Origin of the sequence: Nonomuraea bangladeshensis, from assembly GCF_039529455.1 — a bacterium.
In the GTDB taxonomy this organism is placed as follows: domain Bacteria; phylum Actinomycetota; class Actinomycetes; order Streptosporangiales; family Streptosporangiaceae; genus Nonomuraea; species Nonomuraea bangladeshensis.
The window spans coordinates 434260-454118 of record NZ_BAAAMV010000007.1; the positions used below are offsets into that span (position 1 = coordinate 434260).

Genomic DNA, 19859 nt, shown 5'->3' on the forward strand with positions numbered 1-19859 from the left:
CGGCGAAGCCGGTCGACGAATACCGAACACGAAGAGAGACGGCCCCAGCTCAGTTTGGCCGGGACCGTCGTCACTTCAGTGACCTAATCGGTCAGCACGTCAGCAATTTTCGAGTTGATCTGCTCTTGCTGGCCGTCCATGCACTTCGCGTACACCCGCAGCAGGACCTCCACGCTGTGGCCCGCGCGCTTCGCGATCTCGACAGCAGGTACCCCTGCGTTCAGCCACAGCGACACCGCCGCATGACGGAGGTCGTACGGTCGACCTGCCAGAGACGAGGTGATCTGCTCAGGACTGAGGACGAGTTTGCGGGCCTCCTGCCAGACGTAGGAGTGCGCCGAACTGGAGTAGGTGCCGCCCCTGCCCGTGTGGAAGATCCTGCCGTCCTTCGCCGTGCCGAACTCGGCGATGTGCTCGCGAAGGATTGTGACCAGAACGGGTGGGATCGGGATCTCTCGTGTCTCTTTGTCTGCCCGATGCTTCAGGTTTCGGGACTCGTGGGTCTCACCTGAGTCGGTCCAGCGTTTTGTGCCCTGGGGCCGCGCCTTCTCCAGAACGATCAGACCCCAGCCGGATTCGGGCAAGGTGCAGTTCCTCTGCCGCAGGTCCGCCGCCTCCTCGGGCCGGAGTGCTGCATAGTAGATGCAGGCGAAGAGCGCCTTGAGCCGTGCGCCCCGGTTGCGTCCTACCTTGGAGACGGCGTCGATGAGCTGTCCCGCTTGGGCGGGATTGATCACCGTTCGAGGATCGATGACCGTGACGGCTTTGGGTGCGGTCCATTTGATGCCGTCCATTGGATTGCTGTCGAACACCTTCTGCTCGACGGCGTGTTCGAGCAGGTGACGGAGGACGGCGCGCTTGCGACGTACCGTGTTCGCCCCCGCCGGGGCGCCGGCGAAGGTGACCGAGATGGCCTCCAGAGCTGTGCGCAGGATGTGCGGCTGTCCCAGAGCTGCCAGCGGCAGGGAAGCACGTTCCAGCCAGGTCAGGGCTGCGGCTTGCACCGCGGTCAGTTCCAGCCGTCGGTTCTGCGGGAGGAGCGCGTGGTTCCGGAGCACCTCTCGCAGGGCTTCTGGTGCGGGACGGCGAGGGGTGTCTGTCACCAGGGCGGGGACCAGCGACAGGAGTGCGTACGCGTCTGTTTCTCGTGTCCGAGCCGCCGATGTGTTCCAGCGGCGGAGGACATAGGAGTGGGCGAACTCCAGAAAGGAGGGCCCGATGGACTCGGGCTCCAGCATCGATACCGGTAGACCGGTAGCGACGTCGAACTCCTCCCCTACTTTGGACGCTTGCCGCAGATCGGACATGAACGCGCTGGCCAGCCCTTTGCTCCGGAAGCTCTTGGACTTCTCCTTGCCAGCAATGCGCCATCGGGCGACGTAGGCAGGCCTGCCCTGGTTGCAGCGGTGCTGAATTCCACCGAGCTTCACGTCGTAGGTCGTTCTCATGCCGCTTCCCGTCGTGACTCGATCCAGGCGTTGAGATCGCTCCGCCAGACGCGGAGCTCGAGGTTGGGAAGTTGAATGCACACCGGCGCCCTGCCGAGCTGGCGCCAGCGGTAGAAGGTGCGGCGAGAGACACCGCCCAATTCCTGGAGGACCTGCGTGACGGTCAGCAGTTCGTCGTTTCTGCTCATCGGCCACCACCACTGGTAGTGGATGCCTTATTGGCGTAGTGATTTTGGCCGAGATGATCCGAGGCGTTGCCGCTCCCAGCGGCTGCTGCCAGCCGGTCGGCTGACCCCGTCGCGGTGTAAGAGTCGATAGGTCGTGAAGTTGGTGTCGCTGACGCTGCCGGGAAGGAATATGGCCTGTTGGCGGCCGTCGCGTTGGTTTGCTGTTCGGCACAGCGGTCGTCAGTTCGGCCGTCGCGGCGAATGGCCGTTATGAGCACGGCACGGGGGCGAGCAAGGTGGTGCAAGATGGATCCATCCTCTCCAGTGAGCTGGGGTGGAATGGCCTCGGCTTGGCGAACGTCTTGGCGGATGTGTGGCCAGGCCGGGGCCTCTACTCGTGGGCGCTGTGTAACTTGACCTCGCTATACACGAGTTGAGTACTCGCTATACACGAGTTGAGTAATGGCGCAATGTTCTATGAGAGCACCGAATTTTCCTGGGCAGCCCGAAAGCCACCTTCGGCGATTACTTGGAATAGCGGGTGTCTTATGTCGTTGGGCACGCGACATAGACCCACGCCTCTAGCCATATCGTCAAGTCAACTGGCTTGGCATGTTTATGGTTGCTGCGCGCCTTACCAAGTCCACTTGGACAGCAACACCTTTCGCTCACTACACACAGGCCTGCCTCCACTCCCTGGACCTGGTCGGGCTTATGTGGCCATTCGTTCAGGCGGGCGCCTCTGAGCGAGAGCTCCTGAGCATGCGGAGAATGAGAAGGTCCTCGTGAGCTGCGGCGCACACCGGCAGCCCCTTTTCCTGGCTCTTCCATGCCTCCAGCATCTGAAAAAACGACGCTCGGTTTATGAGCCGGCCGTCACGCAGCCCGCACATCAGCGCCGCCAAGCGGTGTGTGAGCACCAGGCCGACTGCCTCTGCGACCTCGATAACCTGGCCGGGAAGGTCTATGAGCTGCCCGTTGACCCGGATGGGCCGGATCGTGATCGCGATGACTCCCCCGGGTCTCAATAGCTCCCTGCACCCGGCGAGGATCTGTCCGAAGCCCTCCATCAGCTGGGGCAGCCCCTGGTGGGCGAGATTGCCCTGGTCGGTGGAGTACCGGTGGTTCGACTTCTTCACCGGGCCGCCGCCTTCGCGGCTCCGGCACCGGATATGGCCGTGCGTCCGCTTCCCGTAAGGCGGAGACGTCAGCACCAACGCGGCCATGTCCCGTAGGTCCGCGAACACCGTCGCTATGTTCCGCGAGTCCCCACAGGCCACCCTGGCGAAGCCGGCAGCGCCTTGAGAACGGGCATGCTGAACGTTCGCAGCGGTAAGACCGGCGAAGTCCGCCTCGTACTCCATCCCCGCGGCGTGCCGCCCCAAGTGCACCGCCTCCACCAGCGTGGTCCCGATCCCGCACATCGGATCGAGGACCAGCTCCCCCGGCTCGGTGAACGCGGAAACGACCTGCGAAGCAATCGCCGGGAGCATCTTGCCTGGATGCCTGATCGACTCCGGCACGTACCGGCCGCGCCGCTGCATCTTCGCCTGCAACTGCCCCGTGGCCAGCACCGACGGCAGAACGCGCTCGTTCATCGCACACCTCCGCCGGTACGGGCGAACAGACACACATCTGCGTGCACCGACACAAGTGGCGGCAGCTCCGAGGATTGAGCATGGCGAAGCTGCGCCAGCTCGGCCGGGTCGCTCTGTACGACCAGCGTGTCGCCCTCGATCGGGACACGAATCGCGATGACGTGCTGGATGTAGGTGAGGCCAGCACCCGTCGCCCGCCGGATGATCGCCGGCGCCAGATCCACCAATCTGCCCCGCTCATGCCGCGCCGTCGTGATCACCGCCAGATGACCGCCCGGCGCGAGAACGTGATGCGCATCTTCAAGAAACCGGCCAAGCTGTGGCATGGCTAGCGTCAATTGCTCCGTTCTGCACGATGGACAAGACGCCGGCGCCGGGCCAGCTGGCCGTCCGGACTCCGGATAGGGCGGAAGCGCCGCGATCAACAGCTCAACCCGGCCCTCCAGCCCGCGCAGCGCTTCCCGAAGTTCGTGTGGTCCGTAGGGCCGCAGCCTCACCCCCGCCCACTGATCCGCCGCAAGCTCTTGCCGCAGACGGCTGGCCAAGTGCTGCGCGACCGGAAGACGCGGAACACACCCGATTCCCAGGCGCTCCATCCCTGCCGCGGTGAGCAGTACCGTCTCGCTCGTCGGGAAGGCGTCCGCTACGACCCCGCCCGGTTGGGAGCAGGCATCGATCAGATGCCGAGCCAGTTCCCGCCCTACAGCCTGGCGGTGTTGGGCGCACACCACATCGGTAGCGGCCGGGCTATCCCTAGTATTCGAACCAGGCGTGGTGTCCGAACAAAGCCACACCGAGAGCGGCACCAACCGCCTCTTGGCTTCCCGCGAGCTCTTCGACCGCGGTCCTTCGTTCTTGCTCATCTACGGTGACCCGCGACGGCAACCCGTTCCCATGCAGTGAAACACCCAGCCAGCAGCACCGTTTGGAAACGCTGCCCCTTACGGGGAAGCGCAGGTCAAGCGCATGATCTCGGCAATTCGTCTCGGCGACGCCAGATCAAGACAAATAGCCAGATGCGTAGCAAACTGGGGCTCGTACACTCGCCGGCGGCTTCAGGAGGCGGCATGACTGCTGTAGACGACTTCATGGAGCTGCTGCGGCATGGATCCGTCGACTTGTTCGCCGACAACCCCGACCGGATGGAGTCCGGGCAGCTGCTACCGAGCCCCAACGTGATCGATCCCGGCGACGTCGAATTGTTCTTCGTCGGAGTCGATGCAGGTCTCATCACGCTTGAACGGGGCGCACGCTTCAACACCCTTGACCGACCGACTGCCGACGGTCGCTGGGGACTGCTGTCGAGATCAAAAGCAGGCGGTTGGTATAACGCCGAGTACCTGCCCCAGCTCGCCGCGTACGTCGAGGCGATCCTGAAGTACGAGTATCCACCGTCACGGGTCCTGTTCGAGCTGCCCACCAAGGCGCTTCAACTCGACCTGGCCATCGTCGACGACAAGTCGAGGGTGATCATCGCCGGAGAGGCGAAGCGCTCCAACGCGTCACTGACCGTGTTACGTGAACGCGTACAACAACGATTCGCCAAGGAACCACCTGGCGAGGAGACCAAGAAGCGGGGTGACGAGGCTCGCCAGCTCGCCTGGCGTCTATGGACGGTCTCACCGGAGGTGACCTGGCTCATCGGACCCGGCCATCGAGAGGCATACCGGACAGCAATCCATCCTCTGCGGCTTGACCCAATTCCCGAGCTGCCCCATGCTCGCGCGCTCGGCTTGGATCACGAACCGAGCCAGCCCATCGCGATACCCGATCTTTCTGGCCACGGCCCACCCGAACCGTAGGGCGCACGCATCTCTGCTGTGAAACGCGCGGCAGTCGCGGTGATCACGTGATGCTGAAGGTGAGTAACCGGAACATGCCCCGACGACCGGGGAGGGAGGAGTAGTCAGACCACCGGCACGAGTAACTACCGCGCACCTCGATGGCCGCCTCGCGTCCCTTCATCGTGCCCATGCCGGTGTTGGGACCCCACGCGCGTCTACCCGTGATCTCCTGGTGCTCGTAAATCCTGAAGGCATCTGCGTTAGTGGGACGACCGTGCCCAGGACGGGACCAGTAGCTGGGATCGTTCGAGAGGACCAACACAGCGCCGCTCCACCCCGGCTGCCGGTCAACGAACCGCTCGACTCGCTGAATGTCCTTCACCACGTCATAGGCGCGGATGTCCTGTGCGCCCTGGTTGAGCAGCTCGAAGCGCTCGTTCTCCACCTCACCGGTCCACGCGGCCGTGAGGTACTTCAGCTCAATCACCAGGTGCTCATCGAGGTCCGGCCTCGAAAGCAGCAGGTCCAGTCGCGCGCCAGGTGCCGGCCTGGTCTCCAGCCGCACGCGCAGGGACGGATCGGAGAGATGAGCGGTCCATGCCAGGGCATGCTGGAAGTCCGCCTCGGAGTGGAACACCGGCCGGGACCTACGCAGGGTCTCAATCCATGGCGCGATGCTCTCGGTTCGCGGTCCCATGCAACACAATCTAGGCCCCACGTACTGCGCCAGCGGCCGTTTCGTTCACCCTCCTAATCCTCGTGACGGCTTGGCCAGAGCTTGACGGCTTCCCCGCTGCCAGACGCATATCCACAGGTGAGACCTGACATGGCCACCATGGCGTCTCTCTTAACAAGACTTCAGGGCCGGAGCTATCGGCCCAGGTCAACGGACCCATGGGAACCACTGCGGCACTGCATGGTGTCCACGTTTCCGCCCTTGGCGCTTCGCGCCTCTCCCATCCGCTGGTCGAGACCTGGATCGACCGATCCAGTACGTCAACGGGGAGACAACATGGGTCTCGATCTGCAGGACAAGACGACTTCGACCAGCTTCAACGACAACGCCTTGAGCGCGGCGGACAGGACGTTCCGCCTCCTCGTCACCGGTCCGGATCCGCTCTCGGTAGACGGACGTTCCCTCGGCCACAACCTGCCGCAGCGCCTGATCGGTCTTGATGAGTGCAAGGAGCTCCTGCTCAAGCCACATGCCAGCGACGAACTCAAGGACGCGGTCTGGGCGCACCTCGTACGTCGCTCGCGGTGCGCCGGTCCGGCCTGGATGATCGGGTGTGTGGGGGTGGCGATGCCGGGGCTGAAGAACTTGGCCGCGCGGACCACGCAGGGCTGCCCCGCGCACGTGGTCGACGACATCGTCTCGGAGATGGTGACGTACTTCGTCGCCCAGCTCCGCCGGATCGACCTCGACCGGCCGAACATCCTGCCTCGGCTGCTGCTGTGGGCGAAGAAGGGCGCGCTTCGGGTCCGAGCGCGTGAGCTTGCCTCCGTCGAGATTTGCGCCGACCTGCCGGAGCCCGTGGCGCTGGACACCGAGCCGTTCATGGTGCTCGCCGAGGCTGTTCGGTGCCGGGTCATCACCTCGGACGAGGCGAAGCTGATCAACGCGACGCGGTTGGAGGGGCAGGCGTTGCGGGCGTACGCGGGGCGGCTCGGGGTGCCGGCGGATCGGCTGTACAAGCGGCGGCGAGCGGCCGAGGCGCGGCTGGCGCGGGCGATCGAGGAGGGTCAAGTCTCGGTCAGCTGTGACGGGCCGGCCTCCAATCTCGCCTGCTGAATCGGTGGTTCATCCATGTCAGCCGTGATCACGGCTCGGGGCGGAGTTTCGGGGGACGGTTGCCCGTTCCCATCGAGCCCATCGTCCCTCGTCCTTTGAAGGAGGACACCCATCCCGGCCCGTTCCGGGCTTGTGATCGCGGCTGACGGCCCAGCTCAGGACCTCACGTCTCGGGGAGCCATGTCATGAAGTCGTTTCGGCCATGTCCGTTGTTCGTTGTCCGGGTTCCAGCGGGTACGAGCTGGGTCCGGCGTGGTGCCGCTTCAGCGCTCTGGACGGCCGGTTGCATGGTGGCCGCGCTGACCGTGCCGGGCGTCGCCGAGGCGGTGACCAGGCTGGCCTCCGCCTCGCTCGACCAGGTCATCACCAACCTGCGGAACGTAGTGATCGGGCTGCTGGTGGGCCTGGCCACGCTGTTCTTCACCATCGGCGGGGTTCGTTACATTCTGGCCGGCGGTGACCCCGGGGAGGTCGAGGCCGCCAAGAAGACGCTGCGGTATGGGGCGCTCGGGTTCGGCGTGGCGATGCTCGCTCCGGTCCTGGTGGAGCTTCTTCAGCGGATCGTGGGGGCCTGACATGGCGGCCCTGGCTCGCCTCCGAGTCTTCGGGCTGTTCGCTCTGCTCGCTGTCGGTGCGGCGGCGCTCGTCTCGGCGATGCTCAGCGGGCCGGCGGTTGCCGCGCCTTCGACGCCCGTACCGACTCCGACGCCTTCCGCCACGCCCAGCCCGGCGCCGTCGCCTTCAGCCGTGACGCCGCCGGCGTCGGACTGCGGCTTCATCGACGTGGCGTGCAAGACCCGGCAGGCGGTGGACGAATGGTTCACGCATCTCGTGGAGTCGGCGACCAAGCCGGTGTTCGAGATGCTCGGATCGACCGTGCTGGCGACGCCGGAGCTGGACTCCCCCGAGATGGCGCGGGCCAAGCAGTTGTGGGAGCTGTCGCGGACGATCGCGAACACGTGCTTCGTGCTGCTGGTGACCGTCGCGGGCGTGATGCTCATGGTCGGGCAGGCGATGCCCGGCGGGATCTCGGCGCGGGAGTTGCTGCCGCGGCTCGTGTGGGCGTTTCTGGCCGCGAACCTGAGCCTGATCGCGGTCAAGTACGCAATCACTCTGGCGAACGGGCTGAGCCAAGCGTTCCTGGCTGACGGAGCCGATCGAATCGATCCGGAGCTGGTGTTTGACGCGATCAAAAAAGCGGTCCTCGCGGGGATCGTCCTCAAGGGCGTGTTCTTCGCGATCGTGGCGCTCGTGGTGGTCGTCCTGGCGGTCGGTGTGCTGTTCACCTACATCGTCCGGATTGCGCTCACCATGGTTTTGATCGTGGCGGCGCCCCTTGCGTTGATCCTGCACGCGCTGCCGGTCACCGAGGGGATCGCCCGGCTGTGGTGGCGGGCCTTCGCCGGGCTGCTGGCGATCCAGGCGTGCCAGTCGCTCGTGCTCGTCACGGCGCTGCAGCTGCTGTTCTCCGCCAATCCGGCCGACGACGACTCATTCTGGATTCCGAGCACGGCGGACATGACCGACCTGCTCATGGCGATATGCCTGCTGTTCGTCCTGCTCAAGATCCCTGGATGGGTCGCGCGGACCATCTGGCAGGCGGGCAAGCCTCGCGCCCTTTCACGGCTGGTGAAGTCCCTGGTCGTCTATCGCGGGCTGAACATGCTGCTCGGTAAGGGGGCCGGTGCCGCCCGCGCGGCACATCGTCCCAAGCCACCGAATCCGCCCACCCCGCCGAGCAGAGGCGGAGGCGGCGGCGGGCCCAGTGGCCCTCCTGCTGGAGGTCCGGGCGGTGGTCCCGGTAGGCGAGGGCCGAACGCGGGCGGCCCGTGTTCGGGGGCGCCGCGTCACCCCCGTCGTCCGCCGGGGGCCGCCGCCAGCGGCCGTCCGGGCGATCGGAACGTGTGGGTTGATCGTTCGTCCCCTGATGACCGTCCTGAGCGCCCCCATAGGCCGGATAGCGGTACGCGGAACCCCGTGCCCAAACACCCTCCACAGCCGGCATCGCATCGCCGACCCGTCGTCCGCAGTGACCGGCCACCGAACGGTGCCGTGCCGTCCACACCACGGCCACCCCGTCGGCGGGCGCAGCGTCTGTCCCAGGTCACCTTGCGGCTTCAAACGCCTCGTCTACCCAGAAGGACGGTACGTCGTGCGCCACGCAAGTAAAGAACGGCTGGTCGCGAAGATCCCGGCCGATGTGGAGATGCCGGACAAGCTCTTCGCGAACCTGACGGTTCGGCAAGCCGCGATCCTGGCCGGCACCGGGGTGCTGGCGGCCTGGGTGTACCTCATGGCCGGTGACCGATTGCCCGTTCCGGTCCTCGTCGCGATCCTCTTGCCGCTGATCGCCTGCGGGTGCGCGCTGGCACTCGGCAGGAGAGACGGGCTCAGCCTCGACCGGCTCGTCCTCCGCGCCTTCGCTTACTTGCGGCGGGATCGCAGGCTCGTCACGACCGAGGAAGGAGTCCTCCCGCCGCCGGCCTGGTGTCGCGTGCGGGGCCGCCTGCCGGGTGCGCTGCGGCTCCCTGTCCGGGCGATCCGCGAGGACGGTGTCATGGAGCTGGCCGAAGGCGGGACCGTGGCCGTCGTCCGAGCCGGGACCGTGGCGTTCGGGCTGCGGACGGGCGAGGAGCAGGCGGCGTTGGTCGGGGTGTTCGCCGGGTGGCTGAACTCGCTGGACGCTCCCGTGCAGATCCTCCTGCAGGCGCGGCCGGTCGACCTGTCCGATCTCGCCGACGTGATCGAGGGTTCCGCAGGGCGTCTGGCTGATCCAGCACTTGAGCAGGCGGCCCGCCGGCATGCCGAGTTTCTAAGCGAGCTGAGCGCCACGCGGGATCTGCTGACGCGGGATGTTCTTGTTGTCGTTCGTCACCAGGACACCGAGCAACCGCCCGCGTGGACGCGGAGGTCCCGGCGCTCGGCTCGGCGGGACAGCTCGGCGGCGATCGTGATGCGTCGCGCTGAGGAGACCGTGCGTTCTCTGCTCGGTCTCGGGGTTCACGCCTCCGTTGTGGGTGCCGAGGAGGCTCGCGACCTGCTCGTACGGTCGCTGTCGCCTCGTCGTCCCGACCCGGTTGGGGTCGCCCGTCCTGATGAGCCGATCACGCTTGGAGAAGGGACTCGATGAGGTTCACACGCCCTGCCGGCGACAGCGAGGAGCTGGCCCGTACCGCCGCCGCCTTGCCCGGCCCGTCATCGTTGAGGATCAACGCCCGCTCGGTCGAGTTCCCGGACGGGGTGTGCGCGTCGTTCGCGATCGCGGGGTACCCGCGAGAGGTCGGCGCGGGCTGGCTCGAACCGCTGACAGGCTATCCAGGGCACCTCGATGTGTCACTGCACATTGAGCCGGTGCCGCCGTTGATCGCCGCCCAGCGTCTTCGCCGTCAGCTCGCCCGCCTGGAGTCCGCCTCTGCGGGCGCCCGGATGCCGGACTTCGCGGCCGAGGCGGCTGCCGACGATGCCGCGGAGCTGGCCGCTTCCCTCGCCCGAGGGCACGGACGCCTGTTCCGTGTCGGCCTCTATCTCACCGTTCACGCTGCGGATGCCGACGAGCTGGAGGCGGAGGTTCAGCACGTCAAGGCGCTGGCGGCGTCGCTGCTGCTCGACGCGCATCCGGCGACGTTCCGGGCGATGCAAGGATGGACGGCCACGCTTCCGCTCGCAACGGACACGCTGAGGACCCGCCGGACCTTCGACACTTCGGCGCTCGCGGCGGCATTCCCGTTCGCCTCGCCGGATCTGCGGCCTCGGCTCGGCGAGACGCCGGTATTGCTCGGGCTGAACGTCTACTCCTCCGGCGTGGTGCTGTGGGACCGGTTCGCCCACCACAACTACAACTCCGTGACGATCGCCAGGTCGGGGGCGGGCAAGTCGTACTTCACCAAGCTGGAGGTGCTGCGGCTGCTGTTTCACCAGGTCGAGGTGTGTGTCGTCGATCCCGAGGACGAGTATCGCCGGCTGTCGGACGCCGTCGGAGGAACCGTTCTCGGTCTTGGTACGCCGGGCGTTTGCTTCAACCCGTTCGACCTGCCCGCCTCCGCGGAAGACGACGCGCTCGACCGGCGCGCGATGTTCTTCCAGACCCTGGTCGCGACCATGCTCGGCGAACCGCTCACCGCCGCGACGAAGGCCGTACTGGACAAGGCGGTGATCGCCACGTACGCGGCCCAAGGCATCACCGCGGACCAGCGCACATGGAAGCGTCCTGCGCCGCTGCTCGCCGATCTGGTGACGATGCTGGAGGCCGCTGACGGGTCGGAGGCGTCCGAGCTGGCCGGGCGGCTCGCCCCGTACGTGTCCGGTTCCTACCGGAGCTTGTTCGCCGGTCCGACCACCACTCGGCCGGACGGCCACCTGATCGTGTTCTCGCTGCGGGACCTGCCCGAGGAGACGCGGCCGGTCGGGATGCTCCTGGCGCTCGACGCGATCTGGCGGCGCGTGTCCAACCCCGCCGACCGGCGTCGCCGCCTGGTCGTGGTCGACGAGGCGTGGACGCTCATGCGCGAGAACGAGGGCGCGAGGTTCCTGTATCGGCTCGCCAAATCCGCCCGCAAGCACTGGGCCGGCCTCGCCGTTGTCACCCAGGACGCCGCCGATCTGCTCGGCTCCAATCTCGGCAAGGCTGTCGTCTCCAATGCCAGTACGCAGGTCCTTCTGCGACAGGCTCCGCAGGCCATCGACGAGATCGCCGAAGCCTTCGACCTCACCGAAGGGGAACGGCTCTTCCTGCTGTCGGCCGGCCAGGGTGAGGGTCTGGTCTGCGGCGGCGCCGGAGATCGTGCCGCTTTCGTCGCTGTCGCCAGTGCGTCTGAGCATGCGCTCGCCACAACGGATCCGGCCGAGTGATCCCGGGCCTTTCTGATCCAGCGCTCTGGGGAGCCGTGGTTGGGGGTGCCGTCGGTCTCAGCACCACCGAAGCCGTCCTCTGGCGGTGGCGCAACGCGCGCTTCGCGCGTAACGCTCGGCTGGTCGAGATCGCGGTCCCACCGCAGGTCGAGCCCGGCAGCGCGGTTGCCTGGTGGTCGCAGGTGATGGGGCTGACCGCGCCGCGCTGGAAGCGCCTTCTGCTCGGCCAGCCTCATGTGGCTTGGGAGTACGTGGCCGATGCCGCCGGTGTTCGGGTGCAGTTGTGGGTGCCGGGGCTCGTACCGCCTGGGCTGGTGGAGAAGGCGATTCGGTCGGCCTGGCCGGGCGCGGCTGTGACCACTCGCCCGGCCGGTCCGCCTATGCCGCGCGGTGCCACGGCTTCCCGGGGCCGGATGGTTCTGGCTCGGCCCGACCACTACCCGCTCACTACTGCGCACCGCAACGATCCGCTGCGCGCGCTCCTCGGCGCGCTGTCGGGGTTGCGGCAAGGTGAGCACGCCGCCGTCCAGGTCCTGGTCCGTCCAGTGACGGGGCGGCGGCTGTCAGCCGCTCACCGCGCCGCTTCAGGGTTGCGGAACGGGAGGTCCAGCAGCTTCCGGGCTGACCTGTTCGACGTCGTCACTCCCGGCGGTCTGCGCCGCGATCGGCCCGGCGAGCTGTCGCGGTTGTTCCCAGAGCGTGCCGAGGAAATCCGGGCCGTCCTCGCAAAGGCCAACCAGCCGCGCTTCGCGGTCCAGATCTCGTACGCCGTCACGAGTGATCGGCCTGACGCTCGGGACCGGCTCCGTGGCCGCGCCCACGAGATCGCCGCCACCTTCGCGCTCTACGCCTCCGGCCACCAGTACTTGCGCCGCCTGCGCGGCCTCGACTTCCCCGGTCGCATGTCGAACCGCCGCATGAACTCCGGCTACCTGCTGGCCGTCGACGAGTTGGCCGCGCTCGCCCACCTGCCCTACGACCAGGCCGCCCCCGGCATCGCCCGAGCCGGAGCCCGGCCCATCCCGCCCGCACCCGACGTCCCCACGTACGGCCAGGACGTCCGCGTCCTGGGTGACGCCGAGACCGGGCACCCGCGCCCTGTGGGGGTCACCGTGGCCTCGGCACGCCAGCACCTGCATGTCCTCGGCCAGACCGGTGTCGGCAAGTCCACCTTCCTGGCTAACCTCATCCTCTCCGACGCCCACGCCGGCCGAGGCGTCCTCGTCATCGATCCCAAAGGCGACCTGATCGACGACGTACTCGACCGCCTACCCGAACGCGCCATCAAACGGACGGTCCTCTTCGACCCTGCCGAACCCGGCAATCCGCCCTGCTTCAACGTCCTCGCCGGACCGGACCCGGCGTTCGCCGTCGACTCGATCGTCACCATCTTTCACCGCTGCTTCGCCTCGTCATGGGGTCCGCGGCTGGACGACCTCATGCGCTCGGCCTGCCTCACCCTCGTACGGACCCAGCGCAACCGCGCGACCCTCGCCGACGTACCCAAGCTCCTCACGGACACCCCGTTCCGGGCCCGGATCGTCGGCAAGCTCGACGATGAGCTGCTGCGCGGCTTCTGGTCCGCGTACGACGAGCTGTCACCCGCCGCCCGCGCCTCGGTAATCAGCCCCGTCATGAACAAGCTCCGCGCCGTCCTCCTGCGCCCGTTCGTCCGCGACGCCCTGTCGGGCGGGGCCTCCACCTTCGACCTGGCCCGCACCTTGGACACCGGCGGCCTGGTCCTCGCCCGACTCCCCAAGGGCGTCCTCGGTGAGGACGCCGCGCGTCTCTTCGGCTCGCTCCTGCTGGCTCACACCTGGCAGGCCATCACTCCGCGGGTCCGTACGCCGGAGCACGAACGCCGGGATGCCGCCGCCTACATCGACGAGGCCCAGAACTTCCTCAACATGCCCATCTCCGTCAGCGACCTCCTGGCCGAGGCACGCGCCTACCGGTTCTCGCTCACGCTCGCCCACCAGCACCTGTCCCAGCTCCCCAGAGACCTCCGCGAAGCCGTCTCCGCCGACGCGCGCAACAAGGTCTACTTCACCGCCTCGCCGGAAGACGCCCACGACCTCGCCCGCCACGTCGGCCCCGTACTCACGGCACACGACCTGTCCCATCTGGGCGCGTACCAGGCGGCCGGACGGATCATGACCGGCGCGGGAGGTCCATCACCGGCGTTCACCTTCCGCACCCGTCCCCTCCCTGATCCCATCCCTGGCCGTCAGGCAGCCGTCCGGGCCGCCTCCCGTGCGGCGTTCGCCCGTCCCGAGACCGCCGCGGCGACCAAGCCGAAGCTCCGCATCCCGACCGACCCACGCCGAACCCACGAGGAGGGCACTCCATGACCCGGCCGAACTCACCCCGCCGCCTGCTTCCTTCCCGGCACCCGCGCGCCCGCGTCGGTCAGGCCCTCGTCGCCGGCCTCGCCGAACGCCTCACCCCGCGAGACGCCGAGATCCTCGACGCCGTCTGGGAGCACCGCGTCCTCACCACCGACCAGCTCACCGCCATCTTCTTCCCCAGCATCCACCGCGCCCGCCACCGCCTCCTGGACCTCTACGAACTACGCGTCCTGGACCGCTTCCGACCTTGGGCCCCTACCGGGAGCCGCCCCTGGCACTGGATCCTCGGCACCGCCGGGGCCCACCACCTGGCCGCCCAGCGCGGCATCACTCCCGCTGAGCTCCGCTACCGCCCCGATTCGGCCGGCGCGATCGCCTTCTCCTCCCGGCTGCTTCACCAGACAGGCGTGAACGAGTTCTTCGCCCAGCTCCACGCCACGGCCCGCCGCAGAGCTGACGGATCCGAAGTCGCCGAATGGTGGCCCGAACGCCGGTGCACCACCCTGTGGGGCGACCTCGCCCGGCCGGACGCCTTCGGCCGCTGGACCGAGCCCTCCTCGACCGGCCAGCCGGACACCATCGACTTCTTTCTGGAACATGACACCGGCACCGAGCCGCTGTCCCGCGTCCTGGCCAAACTCGATGGGTACGCCGCCTTGGCCGAAGCAACCGGCATCAGCACGCCCGTGCTCTTCTGGCTCCCGAACCCCACCCGCGAAGCCAACTTCCGCAAGGTTCTGATGGCCCCCGACGTGCCCGTCGCCACGGCCGTCCACACACCCGCGACGGTCCCGGACGGCCCCGCCGGGCCCGTATGGCTACCAGCCGGATCAACCGGCCCCCGCCGCCGCCTGATCGCCCTACGGGGCGCGTGGGGCCCCACCGATGCCACCGGCCCCAACCACGTCCCCGCGTAATGCCGATCGTCACGGCCACGGCGATCGGGGCGCTCGCCCTGATCGCCGTCCTTCTCAGCGTCATCGCGACCGTGCTACCTGGTTACGACGCTCCGAGCGTTTCCTGCGGTACGTCCGCGCCCACCGATATCCCGCCCCACTACTTTGAGCTCTACCAGCAGGCCGCCGCCCGCCACGGCATCCCGTGGACCGTCCTGGCTGCGGTCGGCAAGGCCGAATCCGACCACGGCCGAGGCATCGGGCCTGGCGTCACCACCGGCACCAACCCCGCCGGAGCAGCAGGACCCATGCAGTTCATGCCGGCCACCTGGCAGTCCTTCGGCGTGGACGGCAACGCGGACGGCACCAAAGACATCTACGACCCCGCCGACGCCATCCCCGCCGCAGCCAGCTACCTCCGCCACAGCGGCGCACCGGCCCGCCTCGACCAGGCCCTCCTGCGCTACAACCACGATTCCGCCTACGTCGCCAGGGTCCTGCGCATCGCCGACTCCTACGCCACAGCCTGCCCGCCCCTCCTCGTCAGCGGGTCGGGACGCGGCTCGGCTGCGGTGGCGGCGGCGTCCCGTTGGCTCGGTACTCCCTACTCCTACGGAGGGGGCGGCCTCGATGGCCCCACCACAGGGATAGGACTGGGCGCGAAGGTGACGGGCTTCGACTGCTCTGGGCTCGTCCGTTACGCCTGGAACCAAGCCGGAATCGCCCTGCCTCGTACCGCCGAGGAACAGTGGCAGGCCATCCCCCGTGTTCCGCCCGGACGCCAGGCACCTGGCGATCTCGTGTTCTTCCAGGGCTCGGGCGGAGGCCCCGGCCGCCCTGGACACGTCGGTCTCGTCCTCGACGCAGACAACATGATCGAGGCTCCTCGCACCGGCCTACGCGTCCGCGTTAGCCGCTACATCGGCCGTCAGGACATCGTTGGCTATGCCCGTCCGGATACTCACGGGCCCTAGAGCCTGTACGAAGTTCGGATCTTCAGGCCGGTCGGAGGCTTCGAATCCATAAGACGGCTCCACGTAGGTGGAGGCCGGCCAAATAGCTGTCGGACGTCTTGTCGAACCGGAAGGCCAGCCCACGCCACTCCTTCATGCGGTTGATGCACCGTTCCGCCGTGTTGCGCTGCTTGTAGAGCTCGGCATCATGGGCGACCGGCCGGCCGCCGCGAGAGCCCTGTTTCTTGCGGTTGGCCGCCTGGTCGGTCTTCTCCGGGATGACGGTCTTGATCCCGCGCCGGCGCAGGTAGGCGCGGTTGCCGCGGGAGGAGTACGCCTTGTCGGCGGCCACTGCTCCCGGCCTGGTGCGCGGACGGCCGACGGGCAGGCGGATCTTGATGCGCTCCAGCACAGCGCGGAACTGTGGGCTGTCTCCGGCTTGGCCCGGGGTCAGGACGAAGGCCAGCGGGCGGCAGCGAAGGTCGGCCGCAAGATGCACCTTGCTGCTCAGCCCGCCCCGCGAGCGGCCTAGCCCGGCAGCGGTCAGCCGGAACCGGTGCCGGCGGCGCAGCCGTCGTCGGCCGTCCCCGTCGTCGCCGAGGGCGCCGTCGCGGGCGTTTTGCCCCTTTGACGCAGCCCCTTTTCCCGTTCGGTGGCTTCTTCGAGCGCTGCTGCCAGCTCACCGTCCAAGACCATCCCGGCGGCATGGTGGTGCGCGCGAGCGGTGGTGGAGTCCACGCTGACCAGGTCGAGGTCGGCCTGGCCGCGAGCAGCGGCTTCGGCGATCATCGCCTGCATCAGCCGCTCGAACACGCCGGCCAGCGCCCAGGCGCGGAACCGGTCGTAGGTGGTGGACCAGGGCCCGTACTCGGGCGGCAGGTCCCGCCACGGGCTGCCGGTGCGAAACCGCCACATCACCGCGTTGGACTGCTGCCGCAGGTTCGGGATCGGGCCCCGCTCGCCCAATGGCAGGTGAGGCTCGACCAGAGCCCATTCCTCGTCGGTGAGTTCTCCACGCGCCATGCCCGATGGCCTACCAGGATCGCCGACTGCGGCGCAGGCGATCTCACTGATCTCAACTCCGTACAGGCTCTAGGTCACCTTCAGAAGGTCGAGCGACGTCCTGCTGAAGACTTCGCCACAGATGAGGTTCGGCGTCGCTGTGATCGATTGAGTAAGGGGCCATGACACCCTCAAGCAGGTCCTGAGCAATGCAGAGGGGCCCGCACCCGAGCAGGGTTTGGGCCCCTTGCGGTCATGGGCAGCTACCGAGCCGAAGCGAACACCTGCGTTGCCTGCCCGAACCATCGAGGCGTCTCAGATCCACGTAGCCCCTCTTCCGCTCGCTCCGTGGCGAGTGGGTCAGCAGATGAAGGTTTCCTTGCAGAACCACGCCCGTAGCAGTGCCTTCACCGCCGGCGTGATGTGGCCGTACTGGAATTCACGGGCTACCCGTTTTGGCCACCACCTGTAGCACCGGACCGCGATGCAGGCGCGGATGGCCAGACCGAGCCACAGAGGATCAGCTGTGATGCCGTAGGTATAGGTGTCACCTCGGTGCTCCACCACCTGTACGAGGGTCGTTCCCATTGTCTCGTACCGTGTCGGCACAGCGCGGCCGAGTGCATCTCGTGCCCAGGGCTTGGCGAAGCCGCCTATGAGCAGGCTCTTTCTGTCGTAGGCGGCCACTGACCCGTCGGCGTTGAGGACGAGGCGAGCGATGTCTCCGTTCAGTCGGAACTCGTACCGCTCCGGTGCAGCGGCGCTGTCGATGTTGACGAGCGTGCGAACACCGCCTGGCACCGACTGGACGGCGATCTTAGCTTCGTTCGTTCCTCTCGCCGCATAGAGCGCGGTAGATCCCACTGTTTTTGGGCTACCCGTCGCCGGAAGGTACAGACCCACCTTTGGCGCTGCGCCAACGCCTTGTTCGAGCGAGAGCAGCCTCCCACCTTCCGAAGGAATTTTGAGGGATAGCGGTACCGCTTGCGGCTCGGTGGAGTCCGATGCAACCGCTCGGTGGATTTCATGAAGTGTGACTGTGTTGTCATCTGATGCTACGGCTACTCCTTGCGTGACATCGAGAGCGATGAAGACGACAAGGAAAGCGCTTGTCGTCCGAATCAGTGAAGTCGAACGTGTTCGAAATGACACAGCAAACGTTCCTTTCTGTTGATTTGCCTCCGGAAGGGCTGCGACATCCGGAAGGATGGCGGGCATCTTGTCCGGTTCAGAGATGCAACAGGAATCCGGAACTCCGGATCGGAGCGACCTGCAGGTATGCGAGCGAGCAAACAGGAAACAGGAAGAGACGCCATGTCAGCAGAAGCCACAGAGCTACAGAAGGCGATCAAGGAGCTGGCGCAGCGCACAGGTCTACCGACTCAGGACGCCCAAGCCAGGAAGCTCGGAATATCGGACACTTCCTTAGGCGCATATCTCGCTGGGACACAAATCCCACGAGAAGGAACCATGATCACAATGCTTACGGGGGCCGGAATCCCTGTCGTAGGACATGGAAGGTTCCTGGAAATCCGCCAGAAGGCGGAAGGCGCGACACGCCGGGCCACTAGTCACACAAACGGACAATTTCCTCGTACCTCACCTCGCCCAGTGGCACCCCCCTTAGGGGAGGAGCCGCCGCCCACACCCGAGGTTCGCCGTCGGATTCGCGGCGTTATGCGGGGAAAGCTGCGTATAAGGACTTGGGTTGGGTTCCTGTTCCTTATCGCTCTCGTTGCGCTGGGCGTGATCGCGCTACTACCGGTTTGGTTCCCATCGGCATCATCGCGGTCCACACCTGCGCCGGCTTCACCTCCAGCTACCAGCACCCTGCAATGCAGTCTCGTAGCTGTCGCGTCTTCACCCGTCTACGCGGAGATAGGTGGCGGCGAGCCGGTCAAGTTCAAGGGAGTCGGCGACAGAGTTCGTCTCCTCCCCCTTCCCAATCAGAGAGGCTCCGACGGAGCCGTCTATCAGGCGGTCGCGCTACCTGATCCCCGTGACAGCGCGAACGGCGTCGGTTGGATGCGCTCGGTTGATCTCAAACCCGACCCGCGGCAGTGTGCCGGCCTGGGCAAGCGTCCCTGACCCGAAGCAGGGACCAAGCCCTGTTCGGTCCGGAAGCCGCAGGTGAGCGGGCTCAGGAATTCCGGTTTCCCGTTTCCCCTGTTCCACCGGCTCTGTCTGGTGAACGGTCAGGCGCGTTCAGCCTTCCGACACATCGTCACCTCCCATCGAAAGGAATCTCCGTGCCCGACCGTCGAGTCTTATCGAAGCTCCACAGGCTCTATCTCGCTCCAACCGTGGCTCTCGCTGTGATCAGTGCCTCTGCAGGTGGCGCGCTGGCGGCTCCGCCTCAGGCACTATCGTCCAAGGTCGATCGGTTGGCGTGGAGCTTTCAGCCTGCGTACGACTACGACAAGGACGGCTGCTACCCCACTCCGGCGATCGGCCGCGATGGGACGGTAGCTCCAGGCCTGGACCTCGGCGGCGCCTCGAACGGCCAGTGCCGTGATCGCTGGGATCTGCGCAACACCAATGGCTATGCCCGCTACAAGTGCAACAACGGCTGGTGCGCAATCATTTACGCCCTCTACTTCGAGAAGGATCAGGCCAACATCGCCTTCGGGCACCGCCATGACTGGGAACACGTCGTGGTGTGGGTCAGGAACGGCCAGGCCTTGTTCGTCTCAACCTCGGCTCACGGAAAGTTCAACGTCTACCGCCGCAGCCAGATCCAGTGGGCTGGAACCCATCCCAAGATCGTCTATCACAAGGATGGGGCAGGCACGCACGCCTTCCGGCCCGCGAGGGTCAACGACGAGCCCCCGGAGAATCACCTCCGAGCATGGCAGTTCCCCAGTTTGGTGGGCTGGAACGGCTATCCGGCCGGGATCCGCGACAGGCTGGTTCAGGCCGACTTCGGTAGCGCACTTTTCGGGCTCAAGGATGGCGCCTTCGCTGTGCACCTCGAAAAGGCAAAGCCGCAGGGCATCACGTTCAATCCCCACGCCTGACCACGG

16 protein-coding genes and 2 pseudogenes are annotated in these 19859 nt (G+C 66.9%); 11 read left to right on the forward strand and 7 right to left on the reverse strand.

All coding sequences use genetic code 11. From position 1 onward, the window contains the following. Nucleotides 1-83 precede the first annotated feature (83 nt). The 3 genes from ABD292_RS24980 to ABD292_RS24990 form a co-directional block, all read right to left on the reverse strand. Nucleotides 84-1448, reverse strand: a complete 1365-nt coding sequence (locus ABD292_RS24980) for a tyrosine-type recombinase/integrase (protein ID WP_344211212.1) — start codon at nt 1446-1448, stop codon at nt 84-86. Next, nucleotides 1445-1636 (reverse strand): helix-turn-helix transcriptional regulator, encoded by a 192-nt coding sequence (locus ABD292_RS24985; RefSeq protein WP_253756478.1) that lies wholly within the window; start codon nt 1634-1636, stop codon nt 1445-1447. The genes ABD292_RS24980 and ABD292_RS24985 overlap by 4 nt, the downstream gene beginning before the upstream one ends. Before the next feature lie 707 nt (nt 1637-2343). After that, a complete protein-coding gene (locus tag ABD292_RS24990) occupies nt 2344-3213 on the reverse strand; it encodes a TRM11 family SAM-dependent methyltransferase (protein WP_344211216.1) in 870 nt (289 codons plus the stop codon). Between the two features lie 80 nt (nt 3214-3293). Here ABD292_RS24990 and ABD292_RS24995 point away from each other — a divergent pair, with 80 nt between their 5' ends. Then, on the forward strand, nt 3294-3545 hold the full coding sequence (locus ABD292_RS24995; protein WP_344211218.1) for a hypothetical protein: 252 nt from the start codon (nt 3294-3296) through the stop codon (nt 3543-3545). Between the two features lie 252 nt (nt 3546-3797). Here ABD292_RS24995 and ABD292_RS49025 read toward each other — a convergent pair. Then, nucleotides 3798-4076, reverse strand: a pseudogene (locus ABD292_RS49025) (DNA methyltransferase); the annotation flags it as partial. A gap of 204 nt (nt 4077-4280) precedes the next feature. Between ABD292_RS49025 and ABD292_RS25000 the strand changes: the two are divergent. Beyond that, nucleotides 4281-5015: a hypothetical protein gene (locus ABD292_RS25000; protein WP_344211220.1), complete on the forward strand. Its 735-nt coding sequence runs from the start codon at nt 4281-4283 to the stop codon at nt 5013-5015. Between the two features lie 43 nt (nt 5016-5058). On the opposite strand, the gene ABD292_RS25005 is transcribed toward ABD292_RS25000, so the two are convergent. Further along, the gene (locus tag ABD292_RS25005; protein ID WP_344211222.1) at nt 5059-5634 is read right to left on the reverse strand and encodes a hypothetical protein; all 576 of its coding nucleotides are present in this window, start codon (nt 5632-5634) and stop codon (nt 5059-5061) included. A gap of 375 nt (nt 5635-6009) precedes the next feature. On the opposite strand from ABD292_RS25005, the gene ABD292_RS25010 reads away from it, so the two are divergent. The 8 genes from ABD292_RS25010 to ABD292_RS25045 all read left to right on the forward strand — a co-directional run bounded on the left by ABD292_RS25010 (nt 6010) and on the right by ABD292_RS25045 (nt 15855). Further along, a complete protein-coding gene (locus ABD292_RS25010; protein ID WP_344211224.1) occupies nt 6010-6789 on the forward strand; it encodes a hypothetical protein in 780 nt (259 codons plus the stop codon). A 287-nt stretch (nt 6790-7076) separates the two neighbouring features. Continuing rightward, the gene (locus ABD292_RS25015) at nt 7077-7364 is read left to right on the forward strand and encodes a pilin (RefSeq protein ID WP_344211226.1); all 288 of its coding nucleotides are present in this window, start codon (nt 7077-7079) and stop codon (nt 7362-7364) included. 1 nt (nt 7365) lies between these two features. After that, the gene (locus tag ABD292_RS25020; protein WP_344211228.1) at nt 7366-8958 is read left to right on the forward strand and encodes a TrbL/VirB6 family protein; all 1593 of its coding nucleotides are present in this window, start codon (nt 7366-7368) and stop codon (nt 8956-8958) included. Beyond that, nucleotides 8942-9919: a PrgI family mobile element protein gene (locus ABD292_RS25025; RefSeq protein WP_344211230.1), complete on the forward strand. Its 978-nt coding sequence runs from the start codon at nt 8942-8944 to the stop codon at nt 9917-9919. The genes ABD292_RS25020 and ABD292_RS25025 overlap by 17 nt, the downstream gene beginning before the upstream one ends. Beyond that, nucleotides 9916-11637 carry a VirB4 family type IV secretion system protein gene (locus ABD292_RS25030; protein WP_344211232.1) on the forward strand — a complete coding sequence of 574 codons (1722 nt, stop codon included), beginning with the start codon at nt 9916-9918 and terminating at the stop codon, nt 11635-11637. Before ABD292_RS25025 ends, ABD292_RS25030 begins: the two co-directional genes overlap by 4 nt. Before the next feature lie 185 nt (nt 11638-11822). After that, nucleotides 11823-13988, forward strand: a complete 2166-nt coding sequence (locus ABD292_RS25035; protein ID WP_486348468.1) for a type IV secretory system conjugative DNA transfer family protein — start codon at nt 11823-11825, stop codon at nt 13986-13988. Continuing rightward, on the forward strand, nt 13985-14902 hold the full coding sequence (locus tag ABD292_RS25040; protein ID WP_344211236.1) for a replication-relaxation family protein: 918 nt from the start codon (nt 13985-13987) through the stop codon (nt 14900-14902). Before ABD292_RS25035 ends, ABD292_RS25040 begins: the two co-directional genes overlap by 4 nt. Next, a complete protein-coding gene (locus tag ABD292_RS25045; protein ID WP_344211238.1) occupies nt 14902-15855 on the forward strand; it encodes a C40 family peptidase in 954 nt (317 codons plus the stop codon). The genes ABD292_RS25040 and ABD292_RS25045 overlap by 1 nt, the downstream gene beginning before the upstream one ends. A gap of 22 nt (nt 15856-15877) precedes the next feature. Here the strand turns inward: ABD292_RS25045 and ABD292_RS25050 are convergent. Next, nucleotides 15878-16857, reverse strand: a pseudogene (locus ABD292_RS25050) (IS5 family transposase). A 339-nt stretch (nt 16858-17196) separates the two neighbouring features. Next, nucleotides 17197-18054: a hypothetical protein gene (locus tag ABD292_RS25055; RefSeq protein ID WP_344211240.1), complete on the reverse strand. Its 858-nt coding sequence runs from the start codon at nt 18052-18054 to the stop codon at nt 17197-17199. A 1031-nt stretch (nt 18055-19085) separates the two neighbouring features. Here ABD292_RS25055 and ABD292_RS25060 point away from each other — a divergent pair. After that, entirely contained in the window at nt 19086-19853 is a 768-nt protein-coding gene (locus ABD292_RS25060; protein WP_344211242.1) for an NPP1 family protein, read from the forward strand. Nucleotides 19854-19859: the final 6 nt, after the last annotated feature.

What these genes read in the sequence shown, in the direction of transcription:
- ABD292_RS25010 (WP_344211224.1), top strand. Translation starts at nt 6,010, where the DNA reads ATGGGTCTCGATCTGCAGGACAAGACGACTTCGACCAGCTTCAACGAC.
- ABD292_RS24980 (WP_344211212.1), bottom strand. Translation starts at nt 1,448, where the DNA reads ATGAGAACGACCTACGACGTGAAGCTCGGTGGAATTCAGCACCGCTGC.
- ABD292_RS25030 (WP_344211232.1), top strand. Translation starts at nt 9,916, where the DNA reads ATGAGGTTCACACGCCCTGCCGGCGACAGCGAGGAGCTGGCCCGTACC.
- ABD292_RS25045 (WP_344211238.1), top strand. Translation starts at nt 14,902, where the DNA reads ATGCCGATCGTCACGGCCACGGCGATCGGGGCGCTCGCCCTGATCGCC.
- ABD292_RS25020 (WP_344211228.1), top strand. Translation starts at nt 7,366, where the DNA reads ATGGCGGCCCTGGCTCGCCTCCGAGTCTTCGGGCTGTTCGCTCTGCTC.
- ABD292_RS25055 (WP_344211240.1), bottom strand. Translation starts at nt 18,054, where the DNA reads ATGCCCGCCATCCTTCCGGATGTCGCAGCCCTTCCGGAGGCAAATCAA.
- ABD292_RS25015 (WP_344211226.1), top strand. Translation starts at nt 7,077, where the DNA reads ATGGTGGCCGCGCTGACCGTGCCGGGCGTCGCCGAGGCGGTGACCAGG.
- ABD292_RS25000 (WP_344211220.1), top strand. Translation starts at nt 4,281, where the DNA reads ATGACTGCTGTAGACGACTTCATGGAGCTGCTGCGGCATGGATCCGTC.
- ABD292_RS25040 (WP_344211236.1), top strand. Translation starts at nt 13,985, where the DNA reads ATGACCCGGCCGAACTCACCCCGCCGCCTGCTTCCTTCCCGGCACCCG.
- ABD292_RS24985 (WP_253756478.1), bottom strand. Translation starts at nt 1,636, where the DNA reads ATGAGCAGAAACGACGAACTGCTGACCGTCACGCAGGTCCTCCAGGAA.
- ABD292_RS24990 (WP_344211216.1), bottom strand. Translation starts at nt 3,213, where the DNA reads ATGAACGAGCGCGTTCTGCCGTCGGTGCTGGCCACGGGGCAGTTGCAG.
- ABD292_RS24995 (WP_344211218.1), top strand. Translation starts at nt 3,294, where the DNA reads ATGGCGAAGCTGCGCCAGCTCGGCCGGGTCGCTCTGTACGACCAGCGT.
- ABD292_RS25035 (WP_486348468.1), top strand. Translation starts at nt 11,823, where the DNA reads ATGGGGCTGACCGCGCCGCGCTGGAAGCGCCTTCTGCTCGGCCAGCCT.